This window comes from Empedobacter sp. UBA6745 (assembly GCF_002453775.1).
In the GTDB taxonomy this organism is placed as follows: Bacteria; Bacteroidota; Bacteroidia; order Flavobacteriales; family Weeksellaceae; genus Empedobacter; species Empedobacter falsenii_C.
Window position 1 is genome coordinate 1 of record NZ_DKHL01000048.1, and the last position, 17382, is coordinate 17382.

The following is a 17382-nucleotide window of genomic DNA, read 5'->3' on the forward strand; positions in this document are numbered from 1 at the left end:
TTTTTAATTCAACATTAGTTTTAAAAGCCACTCCTTTTCCAGTACATCGCGCCAACTTTGTTTTGGGGAAAGGAGGTTTTATTTTTTTACGTGATACGTATTACGCTTAACGTTTTACGTGTTTTTTATCAATTCTATCTTTAACCACAATAGAAACATAGGTTTTTGTTATGTTTTACGTTTTACAGATTTTGTCATTCTGAGCTTGTCGAAGAATCTTTATGTCACTTTTTTAGATATTCTATAGTTCAGTAAACAGAAACATAGCGATCTACTTACTCTGTTTAATAGATTTATCTTCTCTTTTGCTCTTTATTTTCTCCACTCAGTTCTATGTATCTATGTGGTGAACAACATTTTTCAATACTCAAATTCACTTTTTAACAACATTTGAGATTAAGAGGAGGAGTCACGGTGTGGCTCAGGTATTCCTTTTCTTTGATGTCACTTTTTTACTTGCTACTTAAGACATAATACATTTCGCATCTCAATACTCATATTCAAATCTAACATCTACTTTGTACTTAATACTTTGTACATAATACAATTCTCTCACTACTCAAAACTCATTACTTACAACTTAAAACAGGTAGTAACCCCAATAAATTTGGAAAATGACAATAATCGCTTTACATTTAGTGTGCGAAAAAAAAAGTATAACTGTTACTGTCAAAGTCTCCTTATCGAGGCTCTGATAGAGAGCGTGTAAAGAAAGGACACCCTTTGCTTTACGTTCCGTCAAATGTTATAAAAACGGAAGATTGTTCTTTAAAAAGAAGTAGTAACACCAACAGACTTTGTCTGGCGGTTTTTTACGGATGAATGGAAATTGTTTCGTTCTCATTTTGTGTTGGGTTTTATGGAACGATGCGTCTAAAGTAAGAAGATATACTTGTCAAATAGACAAGGAGCGGTCTCACACTTTAGAGTCAAGGGCGACCAAACCCAACTTTAAAATCCGAGGATAATAAAGTTTCCACCTAAAGCTAACGTGAGAACCGCTCACATGCCTTATACAAAAGTAATACTTTTTTAGACATAGAGCGATTTCACGGTGTACTCGATGGGAAAATTGGTCGTTTTGACTCGAGATAACATCGTTTAATTAAGACAAAAGTCTAATTATCAAATCGCTATAACAAATATAATATAATTATTTTAATATCCAACAAGTTGGATGAATAAATTTTCAGAAATGAATAAATTATTTGAATTTGAAACTACTCAATTCGATTTTGACTTGATAAATCACGTGAAAAATCTTAGGAAGGAACATGGATTTACTAAAGATGAACTCAGTATGAAAATGGGTGTTGCTAAATCTTTTGTTGGGAATGTAGAATCTGCTACACAACGACACAAATACTCAACTCGTCACATCACACTTTTAGCAAAAGCATTTGGGTATAAAAATATTGGAGAGTTATTAAATTTTCCAACTCCACTCCACGATAGAATCAAAGTAACCATACAACAAACTTATAATGAATCAGGTACTAAAGTCATAAAAAGTGAGGTGGTGAAAATTGAAGCTATTTAAATATTGAATTGTAAAATTCACATTTAAATATACCCCCAAAAAAGTGTCTAACTATTGGGGGCAATGTAGTATTGGTAATTTTTATTTTATATACTTGTAATACCAATTCTAGAAATATGGCTTGCATACTTATTGCCTAACATATCCATAATTTCTTTTTTCAGTGTAAATAGTGTTTCTCCAAAATTTGCATTATCTGACTTAAAACCAAATACATAATTTAAATTCAACCATATTTGAGCTATATCTTCATTATAATCAAATGAGCATCCTCCCAAGTGGTAACTAGATTCTGACCTACCTTTTAAATTAAGTTCTTTTTCAATATCATCAATACCTAATGTTATTATACCTAAAATATATTTATTTATCCGTGGTTTCTTATTAGAAAAATCACAGGATGCACTTAATTCTACTGCAATTAATTTTGTTGAATTTAATATTTCATCGCCTCTTAACGTCTTAGAATCTATATTTCCTGATTTATTTTTAATACTATCTTTAATAGGAATTAAAGAATTTATCCAACTTTTAATATCATCGATACCTAAAGACGATAAAAAATCTTTATTAGATTTATCCACTTCAAAAACACATCCTCTTACATCTTTATTTATAGAGGTATCATATTCTATATGATATAATGAATTTAATTTACTAATTACTTTATTATCTGAAAATACAACATCTTTAAATTTTGTTGATTTTTTCAGCGATTCAACAATAGATTCGTAGTCAATTATTGATTCTCTATTTAAAAATTCATATGATATTATTGGTAATAATCCTTCATAAATTGCTTTTTTGGGATTTTCCTTAGAATGTTCATATCCTAAAGTAGACATTGCTATTTTTGAAAGAATCAAGTCAAGATTTTTCATGAAAATTTCAGATTTCCCAAAAACTGTATCTTTTGGTAAAATATCATATAATCTATTTAAAGTATTTTCACCAGCTTTTCTTCCAGCCTCTTCTATGTCAAATAAAAATTTAATGCGCTCTTCGGAACTTAGTAATCTTGAAACTTCATTAATTAAGCCTTCTAAATTACTTTCTGTAAATCTTGTTTTATCAAATGTAGATATTAAAATTGGATTAGCAATTTTAATATCACGATCACGGACATATTTTACAAAAGCTTCAACGAGTATTTCATTCTTTGTCCAAAATATGAGTGCATACGGACCATTTTCCAAAGAGATATATTGATTAATAGCATTTACCAAATCATTAAAAACCTGAGAATGATTTTTTAAAATATCATCAATATCATCAGTAGAAAGAAGCTCTTTAGCTAATGTTAAATTTATATCAAAAAAAGCAATCCTGACATATTCATACGGATCCCCAACATACCCCATATCATAGAGTATAGTTTTACAACCTACTCCTATATTTAAAAAAGCCTTACCAAGTCTATATAATTCGTCCTCTTGATCATCGACAATTATAATTTTATTTTTTTGTGTTAACATATTAATCTTGTATTATTTTGGAAATACCAAAGCTATACAAGCACCATCATAAGCACTTGGTATTTCTAAATCCATTGAATCTGGAAAAATTATTTTACCTCCCACCATATTCATTACAACATCTGCAAAATATAGTCCAAGTCCCATACCTCCTGATTTTTTAGTTTTAAAAGGCTGTATCATAAATTCAGGTTCGACAGAAAATCCTAAACCATTATCTGCTATTATAATAGCAGGCCCATCAAAAGTATGTAAATCTGTTCCTATATATATTGCAGGCTGATATTCCGCTTTAGAATTATCGTTCAAATCTTTTTTTGCTTTCGTCCAGTAAAGAGAATTATCTATAAGATTTGATATAGAAGCTATTATAAGATTTGTCGGTATTTTAAAAGATATATCTTCATTTTCACCTGTTAATAAAGGACTAGAAAAAATTGTATTATGGTAATTGAATCTATTAATATTTCTTCTCTTTGTTATTTCAATAATTTTTTTTGCTGTAGTATTATCACTTTTATTTTGCTTTAATATAGGAGATAAACTTTCTAAAATCTGAACTAGATTACTAATCTTATCTTTTAACGTATGAATATTAATATTTTCACCTTCATTAGTTAATTCTGAATTTATTAATCTTACTTCTCTATCTACTTCATGAAAAGCTATACCCAAGTTCAGCCCTGTTAGACCAGAATTAACCATTATATCTCTCATAACAGTATAATCCTTATCTATTTTAGTAAGCAATGGTAAAAACTCAGACTCTAAATTTTTATCCTTTAATTTATCCGATAATTGAATAATACTTTCTTTAAAACCTATTTTCTTTATTGGTTTAGTTCCTTCTATATATTCTTCTATTAAATCTCTATCATTACTAGTCGTGCTTTCGAAAAAATTAAAAATATGCTTAGATAAAAGTCTAAACTTAATATAGTTATCATTTTCAATAAACCCTTCTCTATTAGTTTTCTCTACTAATCCTTCATTACTTGAATCTAAATCTAATTCGATAGCTCCTATTGTTACTTTCTTACCAAAATGATCACCTGCTCTTTGGATTTTATCTAAATCTAAACCAAGCCAATCGTCAAATGGTTCACCATAATTATAAACCCTAATATTATCACGGAAAATTCGAACACCACAATGGTCTTTAATAAATTCTTTAATCGCTAAAATTTGACCTCCAAAATTTTTCTTTAATATCCCTCCATTTTGATTAAACACATAAAATTTACCTTTTATATCTCCAATCCCCTCTAAATCCTCATTTTTTAGAAAATGGTTAAATTTTTTTTCTTGATTGAATTCAGAAAATATGTTACCAATATGAAACTCATTCACCTCACTTTCAACAAGATTAGAAGATATTTTTAATTGGTGGGGTGGGTTAAATTCATATCTAAATCTAAATTTTGCAAAATCATTAGGAATATCTGATGATTTTTCTATTTTGAATTCAAATTTATATAAAGATTCTTTTAAAATTTCAACTGAACTTTTAACCTCTTCAATCCAAGATTTCTGAATCCCATTTGCAACAATCTTAATATCAAAAGGATTTTTGATATTATTCTTAGATTCCTGATCAAGAAAAGGATTTTTGATATTATTTATCTTACGAACTAAATCTTTTAATGTTTTCTTTGTCCAGACTTTTGTAGTTAAATCTGATAATATAATCCTAGTACCCCTGCCCTTTTTAAATAAGCTTTCTGAAACATGTTCTACTTCAACTTCTAAATCCTGTATATATTCATTTGATGATATCAATTTGGGCCAATCAATATGTAGTTTACTCGAAAACATTTCTCCAATAGCTTGTGTCTCTAAAGTTATTGATTTAGCTAGTTTGTGCACCGCTAATCTTCCAACTCCTTTATTTCCAAAAGAAACTCTTTCATATCTAGGACTAACTTTACGATTCTTCCCTCTTTTAAAATCGGTTCCAATAGTTAACCAAACATCAGAGATAACCTTTGAAGTCATACCATTCCCATCATCTTCAATAATAATTTGTTGATTTGGTGTATTTAAGTCAATAAATTTAACAGTTACTTCATCAGCATCAGCATCATAGGAATTTTTAACCAATTCAAAAATGGCTAAACTATCACTTCCTATTAATTCATTTCCTAACAGTGATAAAATATGACTTTTAGCTTTTATCTTTTGGATATTGTTTTCAGACATTTATTTTCATTTTTTTAGCAATTTCATAAGCCATTAAAGGAGGTACGGCATTCCCTATTTGTTTAAACGCAGAAGTTCTTGAACCTTCGAAGAAAAAGTCATCCGCAAACGATTGAATTCTTGCAGCTTCTCGAACAGAGATAGAGCGTACTTGATTAATATCTGGATGAATATAATAATGCCCATCTTTCGCAATATGAGCAACAATCGTATGTGATAATCCATCCCCATTAACTACTTTAAATCTATCTAAAAATGATTTTTCATTTTTATGAGATTTAAGATATTCAGGTAATTCATTATACTTTAATCTTGTATTTTCATTCCATTTCTCAATTGCCAAACGATAAATTTCTAAATCTTTGGCATTATGAGGTCTAGAGATATGTTGTGTAACAAAATCTAAACCATTTCTGATATTAGAATTCTTTAGGTATTTATTAGTTCTTGATGTATATTCTATAACATCATATTTCTCACCAGGACTTAATGATTTTAAATCTTTAAACAAATCATTCGTTGTGTTCTTATGAATAATCTTTTCAAAATCTGGATATTGAAAATCTATATCTTTTTTCCAACCTATAATAATTACTCTCTTACGAGATTGTAACACGCCAAAATCGCCAGAGTTTAATATTTTATAGTCAAGTTCATAACCTAATTTTCTAAAATATTTTTTAAGATTTTTAAGATGATATCCTCCCGCAGCACTAATTAATCCAGGTACATTTTCAAAAACAAAAAATTTAGGATTAAACTCTTTTAAAAATCTTCCGTATTGAATATATAATTTATTCCTTGGGTCATTTTCTATATCCTCTTGATGTCGTCCTAACATTGAATAAGCTTGACATGGAGGACCTCCTATTATAAAATCAATTTCTTCACCTTTAGCAAATGTTTTTATTTTTTTAAAGATATCATTAATATTATTATCTCCGATTTCAATATTAAGCGTATTATTAATTAATTCGTTAGGTAAATATGAATATAGTGTTTCTCTTGTAATTTCTTTCTTTAAATACTTTATATAATGTTTATAATAATTATTTTCTTTCAGGAAATGATAAGCAGTTCTCGTTCTTATTGTAAAACAAGCATCTTCATTCATTTCAATATGTGCAATAGGATTATAGCCAGCTTGCACAAAGCCTTCGGATAAACCAGATGCACCTGCAAAAAGATCTATAAAATTATAGTTACTCATATTATTTTCTTCTCAATTTCTGACACAAATTTAATCTAACTATTAGATTTAACGTATGATTTATATAACTAGATTTTAAACTAATTATTATTATTTTAAAATGAGTTTATAATTATCTAATTACAAATGTAAAATATGTTTCTAAAAGTCAAATACGTGAATCCGTATTTTTTTGTTAAATAGTTGTTGTATGTTTGGATTACATTTTTCAAAATGTAGATATATATGTTTTGATAAAAACGATGTTAGCGGAACTCAGAACAAAAAATAAAAATTTAATTTATGGCAAGAGCAGTATTATTACACGAAAATGATAATGAAAGAGAATACCAATTATCTAATGGTAGAGTTATTAAAATAAGAATTGATGATGATTCTGAAATAGTATATTTAGAAAATGGTGAAGTAATTGGTAATTATGAAGATTTTGTATTTATTGAAGATGAATTTGATTCATCTAAATATTTATTAGCAAGAATGTATGTTCCAATTACTGGTCAAGGATTAGGAAGAGCTACAATTGAATTTTTTTCAGATTATTATGATGCAACAATTTGGGCAAGAAGCAATGATGGAATTGTTCGCGAAGATGGAAGCCATCTTACCGAAGATGCTCCTGGATTTGTTACTAAAATGATTGAAGAAGGTCTAATCATAGACAATGAATTAGATAATTCTTATGACGATTACGAATGAATAACTTCTGCTAATGGTTGCTGGATTTGCGACAATGAAAAATATAGCAACTAAGTTCGTGTATTTTTTATTTAGCAAATCTGATGATGTACGGAGTTCGGAGCAATAGCGGAGAATTGCGTCACACATGTGTAACTGTTGCTCAACTTCGATTTTGGCTATATGAACACAAAATAGTATAAATAACAACCTCTTTAAAAGCTATTTTAGAGAGGTTTTTTATTTTTACACAATAAGGTATACTTCTTATTTTGTCGTCTATTTTTTTAGAAGGATAAAATAGTCTATTTCTTCGAGTTTTGTTCGAATTTCCTTGGAAAATAGTTCGAGAAAAAGGGTGTTTTTTCGAACAATAGTCGAAGAAGACAGATAAAAAAGACTATTAATAATTTTACAAAAAGATCAAATAGTAAAATATAAATAAACCAAATTTCTTTCACTAGCTAATTATCTATTAGCTTACCTTCATATTTCTTATCAACACAACATCATATATTGACTCTAAAATATATTATTTTTGAAATAATGATACAAATACGGTTTTACGTAAATAATTATCCGATAATATTACTTTATTCGCAGTTATTGTATTTGTATATTTACAACAAAGAATTGATAAGCAAATATGGCTAAAAAAGTCCAAACAAAAAGTACCGAAGAAATCCTTTGGGATTCAGCAAATAAATTACGTGGTTCGGTAGAGCCATCCGAATATAAACACATTGTATTAAGTTTAATCTTCTTAAAATTTGCGAGTGATAAATTCATCAAGCGTAGAGAAGAATTGAAAGCTGAAGGCAAAGAAGCTTTCTTAGAAATTCCTGAATTTTATCAAGCAGATAACATCTTCTATTTGCCAGAAGAATCGCGTTGGACGTACATCATCGAAAATGCCAAACAAGAATACATTACCCTAAAAGTAGATACGGCTTTAAAAACTATTGAGCGAACAAACAAATCGTTAGAAGGCGCTTTGCCTGATAACTATTTCTCACGTTTAGGATTGGATCAATCCAAATTCTCTGCTTTATTAGATACCATTAACAATATTGATACGCTGAAAGACGAAGCGCAGGATATTGTGGGGCGTGTGTACGAATACTTTTTAAGCAAGTTTGCCATTGCCGAAGGAAAAGGAAAAGGAGAATTCTATACGCCGAAGTCGATTGTAAACTTAATTGCCGAAATGATAGAACCTTACAAAGGGAAAATCTATGACCCGTCTTGTGGTTCGGGTGGTATGTTTGTGCAATCGTTGAAGTTTATTGAAAAGCATCAAGGAAATAAAAAAGACATCTCCATTTACGGTCAAGAGTTAACCAATACCACGTTCAAGCTGGCGAAGATGAACTTGGCGATTCGTGGGATTTCTGCCAATTTAGGAAACAAAGCAGCCGATACGTTTGGAGACGATCAGCACAAGGAGTTGAAAGCCGATTACATCATGGCAAATCCTCCGTTTAACTTAAAAGATTGGCGTGCTGAGAATGAACTAACAGACGATCCGCGTTGGGCAGGTTACGAAGTACCTCCAAAATCGAATGCCAACTATGCGTGGATTTTGAATATGATCTCCAAACTATCGCAAAACGGAGTAGCTGGATTTATCTTGGCAAACGGGGCGCTTTCGGGTGGTGGTGAAGAATACAAAATCCGTAAACAAATTATTGAAAATGATTTGGTAGAAGCGATTTTAATCTTACCAGGAAGTATGTTCTATTCTACGGATATTAGTGTATCTATGTGGATTGTAAATAGAAATAAAAAGGCAAGAACCGTTGAATTAAATGATATTACTAAACATTATAGAAATAGAAGTAACGAAGTTCTTTTCTTTGATTTAAGACGAGAAGGAGTTCCTTTTGAGAAGAAATATATTGAGTTTGATGAAGAAACGATAACGAAAATCGCTCAAACTTATCATGCTTGGCAACAAGTTGATTTTGAAGAGAACTATTCTAATATTGAAGAGTTTTGTAAAAGCGTTTCTTTAGATGAAATACGCAAAAAAGATTATTCTTTAGTTCCAAGTAAATTCATTGACTTTAAAAATGTTGAAGAGAATTTCAATTTCGATGAAAAGATGATTGAAATAAAAACGGAATTGTCTTCATTATTTGAGCAAGAAACCGCCTTGAAGCAAGATGTCGTGAACGTATTTAAATCTTTAGGATATGAATTATAAGCGTCTTGGCGATTACATCATTGAAAAAGTTGAATTCAATGAAGGAAATAAATACGATTTACTACAAGGGGTTAGTAACAACAAATATTTTCAAAAGGCAAAAACAAATACTATTGGTGTTGATTTGTCTAAATATCGTGTAGCCCATCATAATCAATTCGTTTTTAACAGAGCAACCACAAGAAATGGTGATAAAATATCTATTGCTTTACGAAAAGGGGAAACCTGTATAGTATCTCCTTCCTATAGAATTTTTGAAGTAGCTGATGAAAATGTATTAAATCCAGATTATTTATTAATGTGGTTTAAAAGACCTGAATTTGATCGTTATGCACGTTTCAAATCTCATGGTAGTGCGCATGAATTCTTTGATATGGACGAAATGAATGATGTAGAACTACCCATTCCATCCATCGAAAAGCAACGTGAAATTGTAGCTCAATACGAAGCCGTAGCCAACAAAATAAAAATCAACGAAGCCATTTGCGAGAAATTAGAAGCGACAGCACAAGCTTTGTACAAACAATGGTTTGTAGATTTTGAATTTCCGAACGAAGAAGGACAACCTCATAAATCTTCAGGCGGTGGTATGGTGTTTAATGAGGAGTTGGAAAAAGAAATCCCTGAGGGTTGGGAGGTTGGAAAGTTGAAAGATGTTTGTAAAGTTTTAAATGGATTTGCGTTCGATAGTGATTTTTATTCTTTTGAAAATGGTATAAAAGTCCTAAGAGGTGAAAATGTTACTGAAAGAGCTTTAAGATGGGATACATTAAAATATTATGATGGAGAAATGAGTCCGAGAATAGAAAAATGTTTCTTAAAAACTAATGATATTGTAATTGGAATGGATGGTTCTAAAGTCGGTAAAAATTGGTCTTTAGTTGGAGAACATGAATTGCCTATGATTTTAGCACAACGAGTAGCTTGCTTGAGGAGTGACACACAGATTCAAAATTTTATATATCAATCATTAATTAATTTGAACTTTGAATATTATTGCTCACAAGTTCATACGGGAACTTCCATACCACACATAAGTAGCAAGCAAATTGAAAATTTTGAATTAATTATACCAATCAAAGGTCTAATAAGTTTATTTGAAAACACAATATCAAAACTAAGGGATATAATAAATATTCACGTTAGTGAAAACCAAAAACTCACTCAACTCCAAAGTTTGTTGTTGTCACGTTTGGCGAGATTGGAGGGGAAAATTAATTAACTAATAATCAAAATTAACTACTAGAAAACTTAGAATATGAATAAAATTGACCAATTACTAAATGAAGTAAAATGGTTTAATAAACACAAAGAGTTAAAAACTTCTGCCAATGGTGAAGATTTTAATATGTTTAGAATTTGTGGAGTAGATCATTACGAAAATACACACTCAGCTATTTTAGCTGAGATACTTTCCCCTAATGGAACACATAATTTTGGCGCAAAATTTCTAGAAGCTTTTATTAAAACACTAAAAAGAAGTGACTTAATTGAAGATAGTTTTGATTTTAGAATGCAAAATGTAAGTGTAATTACAGAAAATGCTTCTGTATTTGGACGTTTAGATATATTAATTCGAAATTCTCAAAGTCAAGCCTTATTATTAGAAAATAAAATTTATGCAGGCGATCAACAAAATCAGTTATTGCGTTACCAAAATTTTGGAAAGCGAGAATTTGGCGACCAATTCAAACTACTTTATTTAACTCTGCAAGGAAACGAATCAAGCAATGCTGATAAAGAGGTTGTTGACTATATACAAGTTTCTTATAGCGAAATTATTTTAGCTTGGTTAGAGCGTTGTATTGAAATTTCGGCTCGTTCGCCTATCGTTAGAGAGACACTCATCCAATATACTAATCATATCAAATCATTAACAAACAACACAACTGCTAATACCATGTCACAAGAATTAATCGATAAACTATCTACTTTAGAAAATTTAGAAGCTGCATACACCATTGCAGATAATTTAAGCAAAGTACGAAACAATATTATTAATACTGTTCTTTTACCTCAGATGCACGAAATAGCAGATGAGCTTAATCTTATATTTAATAGTACCGAAGGAGATTATGTAAATACATCTTGGGCTGGATTTTGGTTTACAATACCTCAATACAAAAACTATAATTTATTTATGGAATTTGGGAAAAAAGGTCTAAATAACTTAATCATAGGATTTGTACCCAAAAGTGACAATAGCGAAACATCTTCATTTATTAAAATAAAAGATGTTGTTGGGGGTGGAAATAACCGTTGTGCATTTCAAAAATTCCCAATTCATCCAAATTGGCATTCCTACGCTATGAAAGCCATCCTAACAGGTGAAATGAAAATTATCATCAAAGATAAAATCCAAAACTTATTAGAAATTACAAAAGAAGTAGAAAATATATAAACTTACAATGCTCCAAAGTTTGTTGTTAAGCCGATTGGCGAGATTGGAGGGGTGAAAAACATTAACATACAAAAAGAATTAACTACTAAGAGATTAGATTATGAGTAAGAAATTAAAAAAATGGGGAGAAAATTTAAACATAAAAAAAATAGTTATTCATCAACTTTTGAAGAATGCTGGTAATAGAGCTGTTAATGCTAAGTCAGCAGAACAAACACTTAATGTAGGAGAAAAAGAGAAAACATTTTTAAGGAATTTAGATAAATCATATCACAAAAAATCAAGTCCTATTTATGGGATTTTTGCAGATGAATACTCAACATTCAAAAATCTTTTAGTTGACTATGTAAATGAGAAAGTTACATTTTACAATTTTTCTGTAAATGTTATGAACCATTACAAGAAAATATTAGAAGGAACAACTTCTGCTACTGGGGGCTATATGATTCTCTGTGAATATACAAACTTAACCACAAAGAATGATTTATTATTGGTATTAATGATAAATAATAAAGAGGGGTTTGTGGTAGATGAAAGTGATTTAACTCTCAATGACATTAAAAACCTAGACCTAAGCAAAGTAGATGTCGCGTGTTTGATAAATATGACCGAATGGGCTAATATTGAAAATAATAATCCTACAGATAGAAAAACGTATTTATCTTTTGTAAAAGGGCTAAAACAAGTAAGTTATTACTTTATGCAGTTTATTGATGTAGATAATAAGAATACTAGTACAGAATCGACAAATAGGCTAATAAAAGCAATTGATGATTATGCTAATTCTGAAAGTTGGGATAGAGATTTTAAAATACAGCAACGTAATAAAGTTTATACATACTGTCATAAATGTATTGATGAAAAAAAAGAAATTTTACTTTCTACAATTTCTACTATCTTAGATCCTGAAAACCCTGATAAATTTCAAGATTTTGCTATAGGAGAACAATATAAAGTAAGTGCAATTATTAGTGGGGATAAATCAAAGATGAAATTTCTTAAAACTATATCTTATGCTGATAATGATTTCAAAATAGAATTTGATACAAAATTGTTAACGGATAATAAAATTCATTTTGATAAAAAAACCAATAAATTAACCATTAAGAATATCCCAGAAGAGTTACAACAAAAAATATTAGCTCTCAATAACAATGCTAACTAAGATTGTAGAAATAATAAAAAATAATTCATCTTCAATAAAAATTGAGGATAATGTTTTCTTTTGTGATTACCTAATAGATGATATAGATTTTTTAGAAAATCTACATCATATAGCCTTAATAGAAAACTCGATTATAGATAATTATCAATTAAGTGACAATATTGTTTTAGAATTTTCAATTTCGAGCTTACTATCAAAAGGTTTTTATATTTCTAAACAAACATATCTGCAATGGAATTATTATGAGCTTCCTCAAAAAAATGTTTATATATATGAGTTTAACGATTACTTAGACAATGTCCAACAATTTAAAGATAAACATTCTTTAATCATTGACTTAATAAATGAAATTCAAAATGTTGCAAAGTATTCATATAAAGAAGAAGAAATTTTAAATACTATTATAGTTAGAGAAGACAAATCTTTATTTTTGCATCTATTATATTCCGTTGAAGATATAGACTCTATAGACGATAGTAAATTATCTCTGATTAGTAATTTTATTGATATTCTTAAAAGTGATATAACAACAGATAAAAGGAATATCTACCTAAATCAGCTTATTGAGTTTCTGTCTGATAAAGAAGAACTGAAAAGATTTTCTTTTTTGTTGCAAAATTTTACAGACTATATTAAAAATTCATCTGTTACATACAATTATTATCAGAGAAACTTTTCGTATAATAAATTAAAAGTCGAATTAGATTCTAAAGCTTTAGAATTTTATCAAAAGTTACAAGGGGTTATTAATGACTCTCAAACTAAATTAATTGCAATACCTACTGCTTTGGTTTTTGCGTTATCCACATTGGATTATATTGAAATTAATTCTTTGAAAAATTATTTGATAGTTGTGGGATTGATTATATTTTGTCTGTTTATTCAAATATTTATTAATAATCAAAAATCAGCTATTAATTTTATAGAAGAGAATATTACCTATTATAAAAATACACATGCTAATAATAAAAACGAATTAGAGAAATCTTTTTCTAAAGTTGACAAAGAAAGAGCAAAACAAATAACAAGGCTTAAGCTAATTGAAATATTATTATGGTTTGTCCCTATATTAACTTTTTTTGTTATTGTTTTTATTAATATCCGTAATGTTGTCTTTTTTGAATTTTTACAGATGTGTTTAAATAAACTAAAGTTATTTTAAAGTAACTAATTAAATTCTTATCTATCAAAAAAAATCACTAGAATTTCTTGTTAGTTCACGCTATAAAAAATCAAAAAAAATTAACTTGAAAGAGTTATTATGAAATACACCGAATCACAATTAGAACAAGCATTTATTAACCTTCTGGAAACAGAAGGCTACAACTATATTAATGGAAAGGAATTGGTAAGAACTTCTAATCAAGAAGTTCTATTAAAAGAAGATTTACGTGCTTTTTTACAAAATCGTTATCCTGATTTAGAAAAAACTGAATTGGAAAGTTTGATAAACGATATCGCTTTTCAATCGACTTCTAATTTGTATGAATCCAACAAATACATCTGTAAATTATTGGCAGATGGCTTGATTTTTAAACGCGATAATCCGACTAAAAAGGATTTACATATTCGATACATTGATATACATGATGTAAAAGCGAATGATTTCAAAATAGTCAATCAATTAGAAATTCAAGGTTCGGAACTTCGCATTCCTGATTTGATTTTGTACATCAATGGAATTCCTGTTGTGATTTTTGAGTTTAAAACAGCTATTGAAGAAGATATTACGATTCATGATGCATATATGCAATTAACGATTCGTTACCGCAGAGATATTCCAGAATTGATGAAATATAATGCGTTTTGTGTGATTTCGGACGGTGTAAATAACAAAGCTGGAACACTGTTCTCTCCTTATGAATTTTATTACGGTTGGAACAAAATTACGGGTGATGAGAAAAAAGCCTTGTCGGGAATTGAAACTACAACTTCGATTGTGCATGGAATGTTGAATCAAAATCGATTGATTGATATTCTGCATCATTTTATTCTATTTCCTGATAACTCAAAACACGAACTAAAAATCTTAACGCGTTATCCACAATATTACGCTGCGAATAAGCTGTATCAAAATATAGTAGTGCACCGCAAACCAGAAGGTGATGGAAAAGGTGGAACGTATTTTGGTGCAACAGGTTGTGGTAAAAGTTATACTATGTTGTATTTGTCGCGTTTATTGATGCGATCTACTGATTTTGCAAGTCCTACGATTATCATTATCTCCGACAGAACCGATTTGGATAATCAATTGTCTACAGATTTTACCAATGCAAAGAAATTTATTGGCGATGAAAATATTATTAATATTGAATCAAGAACGGATTTAAGAGATCGTTTGCGCGGAATTGAAAGCGGTGGAGTTTATTTAACAACCGTTCAAAAGTTTGCCGAAGATGCAGAAATTCTATCCAATCGTACCAACATTATTTGTATTTCGGATGAAGCCCATCGTTCGCAAGTCAATTTAGATTTAAAAGTTAAAATTGACGAAGATAAAGGTGTTACAAAATCTTATGGTTTTGCTAAATATTTACACAATTCTTTACCAAATGCAACTTATGTTGGGTTTACAGGGACACCGATTGACAAGACTTTAGAAGTTTTTGGAGATGTGGTCGATCAATATACCATGTTCGAGTCAGTTAACGATGAAATTACGGTTCGTTTGGTCTATGAAGGTCGGGCTGCAAAAGTGAATTTAGATTACAATAAAGTTCAAGAAATTGAATCTTATTATGAAAATGTAGTAGCTGAAGGCGCATCGGAATATCACGTAGAAGCTAGTCAAAAAGCTATTGCCAATATGGAAGTCGTTTTAGGCGATACCGATCGTATAAAAGCCATTGCAAAGGATTTTATCGAACATTATGAAAATCGTTTAGAAGAAAATGCAACTGTTGCTGGAAAAGTAATGTTTGTATGTGCTTCTCGAGGAATTGCTTATAAATTGTACCAAGAAATATTGAATCTACGCCCTGAATGGGGAGAAATAATACAGTCTGAAGGTTTAAATGAAAAAGAGCAAAAAGAAATTAAACCAATTGAGCGTATCAAAATGATTATGACACGTAACAAAGACGATGAAAAAGAGTTATGGGATTTATTAGGGAATAAAGAAGATCGCAAAGAATTAGATCGACAATTCAAACAAATCAAATCCAATTTCAAGATTGCAATTGTAGTGGATATGTGGTTAACAGGATTTGATGTTCCATTCTTAGATACCATCTACATTGACAAACCTTTGCAAACCCATAATTTAATTCAAACGATTTCTCGTGTCAATCGAAAATACCAAGGAAAAGACAGAGGTTTAGTTGTTGATTATATTGGCATTAAAAAGAACTTAAATAAAGCGTTGGGCATGTTCAATAATCAAACAGCTGATGATGATTTTGAAGATTTGAGCCAAGCCGAAACTATTGTTCGCGATCAAGTCGATTTGTTGCGTCAGTTTTTCCATCAATTTGATACGACTTTGTATTACCATGGCAATCCTGTAGAGCGATTAAACTGTTTGAATAAAGCATCTGAATTGGTTTTGCAAACCGAAGATTCTGAAAAGTTTTTTGTAAATATCACAAAAAAACTAAAATCAGCATATAATTTGGTTAGCGGATCTGAATTATTTACACCAAAAGAAGTGGATGAAATTCATTTCTATTTTGCGGTAAAATCAATTGTGATAAAATTGACCAAAGGTGAAGCTCCTGATACTGCTCAAATGAATGCTAAAGTGGCGAAATTAGTTGAAGAAGCTATTATTTCGGAAGGCGTTGAAGAAATCTTTAAACTAGACGATAATAAAGCCAATGCGATTGATTTATTCAACGATAAATTCATTGAGAAAATCTCGAATTTGGAACTTCCGAACACCAAAATTAAAATATTAGAACGTTTGTTAAAACAAACCATTACCGATTTTAAAAAGGTAAATAAAGTCAAAGGTCAAGATTTTTCAGAGCGTTTACAAGCAATCATCAACCGTTATAATGAACGTAGCGAAGGTGATATTTTGGATTATGAAGGGATCCAGTTTGATACAGCCGAACAAATGTTGGATTTAATCATCAAACTTCGCGTTGAAATGGATTCGTTCCAAGATTTAGGTATTGATTATGAAGAAAAAGCCTTTTACGACATCTTGGATATGATCTGTAAACAATATGGTTTTGAATTCGATAATGACAAAATGCTGGAATTAGCTCGTGAAATAAAAATAATTGTAGAGAATACAGCAAAATATCCTGACTGGAGCGATAGAGATGATATCAAAGCGCAATTGAAAATGGATATTATTATCAAATTACATGAATACGGCTACCCTCCTATTACACAGGAAGATGTTTACAAAAATGTGTTAGAACAAGCAGAGAATTTTAAGAAGAATAGAAATTAACAAATAATTAGATGGCAAGTTTATCTAAACAAATATCAAAAGATCAAGTTATTTACGCACTTGAATACATAATTGAAAATAATATTTCTTTAACAGAATCTACCACATA

The 17382-nt window shown here is 29.7% G+C and carries 11 protein-coding genes; 8 read left to right on the forward strand and 3 right to left on the reverse strand.

All coding sequences use genetic code 11. The features are described from left to right. The first annotated feature begins 1195 nt into the window (after positions 1–1195). Positions 1196–1540 carry a helix-turn-helix domain-containing protein gene (locus B4H69_RS14075; RefSeq protein ID WP_291094545.1) on the forward strand — a complete coding sequence of 115 codons (345 nt, stop codon included), beginning with the start codon at positions 1196–1198 and terminating at the stop codon, positions 1538–1540. An 86-nt stretch (positions 1541–1626) separates the two neighbouring features. Here the strand turns inward: B4H69_RS14075 and B4H69_RS14080 are convergent, their stop codons facing one another. From B4H69_RS14080 to B4H69_RS14090, 3 genes are read right to left on the reverse strand one after another with little or no spacing between them, the layout of a single operon-like run. Continuing rightward, positions 1627–3015 (reverse strand): hypothetical protein, encoded by a 1389-nt coding sequence (locus B4H69_RS14080; protein WP_221854669.1) that lies wholly within the window; start codon positions 3013–3015, stop codon positions 1627–1629. A gap of 12 nt (positions 3016–3027) precedes the next feature. Next, on the reverse strand, positions 3028–5214 hold the full coding sequence (locus B4H69_RS14085; RefSeq protein ID WP_291094548.1) for an ATP-binding protein: 2187 nt from the start codon (positions 5212–5214) through the stop codon (positions 3028–3030). Then, on the reverse strand, positions 5207–6424 hold the full coding sequence (locus tag B4H69_RS14090; protein WP_221854667.1) for a DNA cytosine methyltransferase: 1218 nt from the start codon (positions 6422–6424) through the stop codon (positions 5207–5209). Before B4H69_RS14090 ends, B4H69_RS14085 begins: the two co-directional genes overlap by 8 nt. A gap of 282 nt (positions 6425–6706) precedes the next feature. Between B4H69_RS14090 and B4H69_RS14095 the strand changes: the two genes are divergently transcribed. The 7 genes from B4H69_RS14095 (at position 6707) to B4H69_RS14125 (ending at position 17273) form a co-directional block, all read left to right on the forward strand. Next, positions 6707–7120, forward strand: coding sequence for a hypothetical protein (locus B4H69_RS14095; RefSeq protein ID WP_115000494.1), 414 nt, complete (start codon positions 6707–6709; stop codon positions 7118–7120). A gap of 625 nt (positions 7121–7745) precedes the next feature. Further along, positions 7746–9305, forward strand: coding sequence for a type I restriction-modification system subunit M (locus B4H69_RS14100; protein ID WP_291094551.1), 1560 nt, complete (start codon positions 7746–7748; stop codon positions 9303–9305). Next, entirely contained in the window at positions 9295–10527 is a 1233-nt protein-coding gene (locus tag B4H69_RS14105) for a restriction endonuclease subunit S (protein WP_291094555.1), read from the forward strand. The genes B4H69_RS14100 and B4H69_RS14105 overlap by 11 nt, the downstream gene beginning before the upstream one ends. Before the next feature lie 36 nt (positions 10528–10563). Continuing rightward, on the forward strand, positions 10564–11706 hold the full coding sequence (locus B4H69_RS14110; protein WP_291094558.1) for a PD-(D/E)XK nuclease family protein: 1143 nt from the start codon (positions 10564–10566) through the stop codon (positions 11704–11706). 100 nt (positions 11707–11806) lie between these two features. Then, the gene (locus tag B4H69_RS14115) at positions 11807–12871 is read left to right on the forward strand and encodes a nucleoid-associated protein (RefSeq protein ID WP_291094561.1); all 1065 of its coding nucleotides are present in this window, start codon (positions 11807–11809) and stop codon (positions 12869–12871) included. Further along, positions 12861–14033 (forward strand): hypothetical protein, encoded by a 1173-nt coding sequence (locus tag B4H69_RS14120; protein ID WP_291094564.1) that lies wholly within the window; start codon positions 12861–12863, stop codon positions 14031–14033. Before B4H69_RS14115 ends, B4H69_RS14120 begins: the two co-directional genes overlap by 11 nt. A 99-nt stretch (positions 14034–14132) precedes the next feature. Beyond that, entirely contained in the window at positions 14133–17273 is a 3141-nt protein-coding gene (locus B4H69_RS14125) for a type I restriction endonuclease subunit R (protein WP_291094567.1), read from the forward strand. Positions 17274–17382 lie beyond the last annotated feature (109 nt).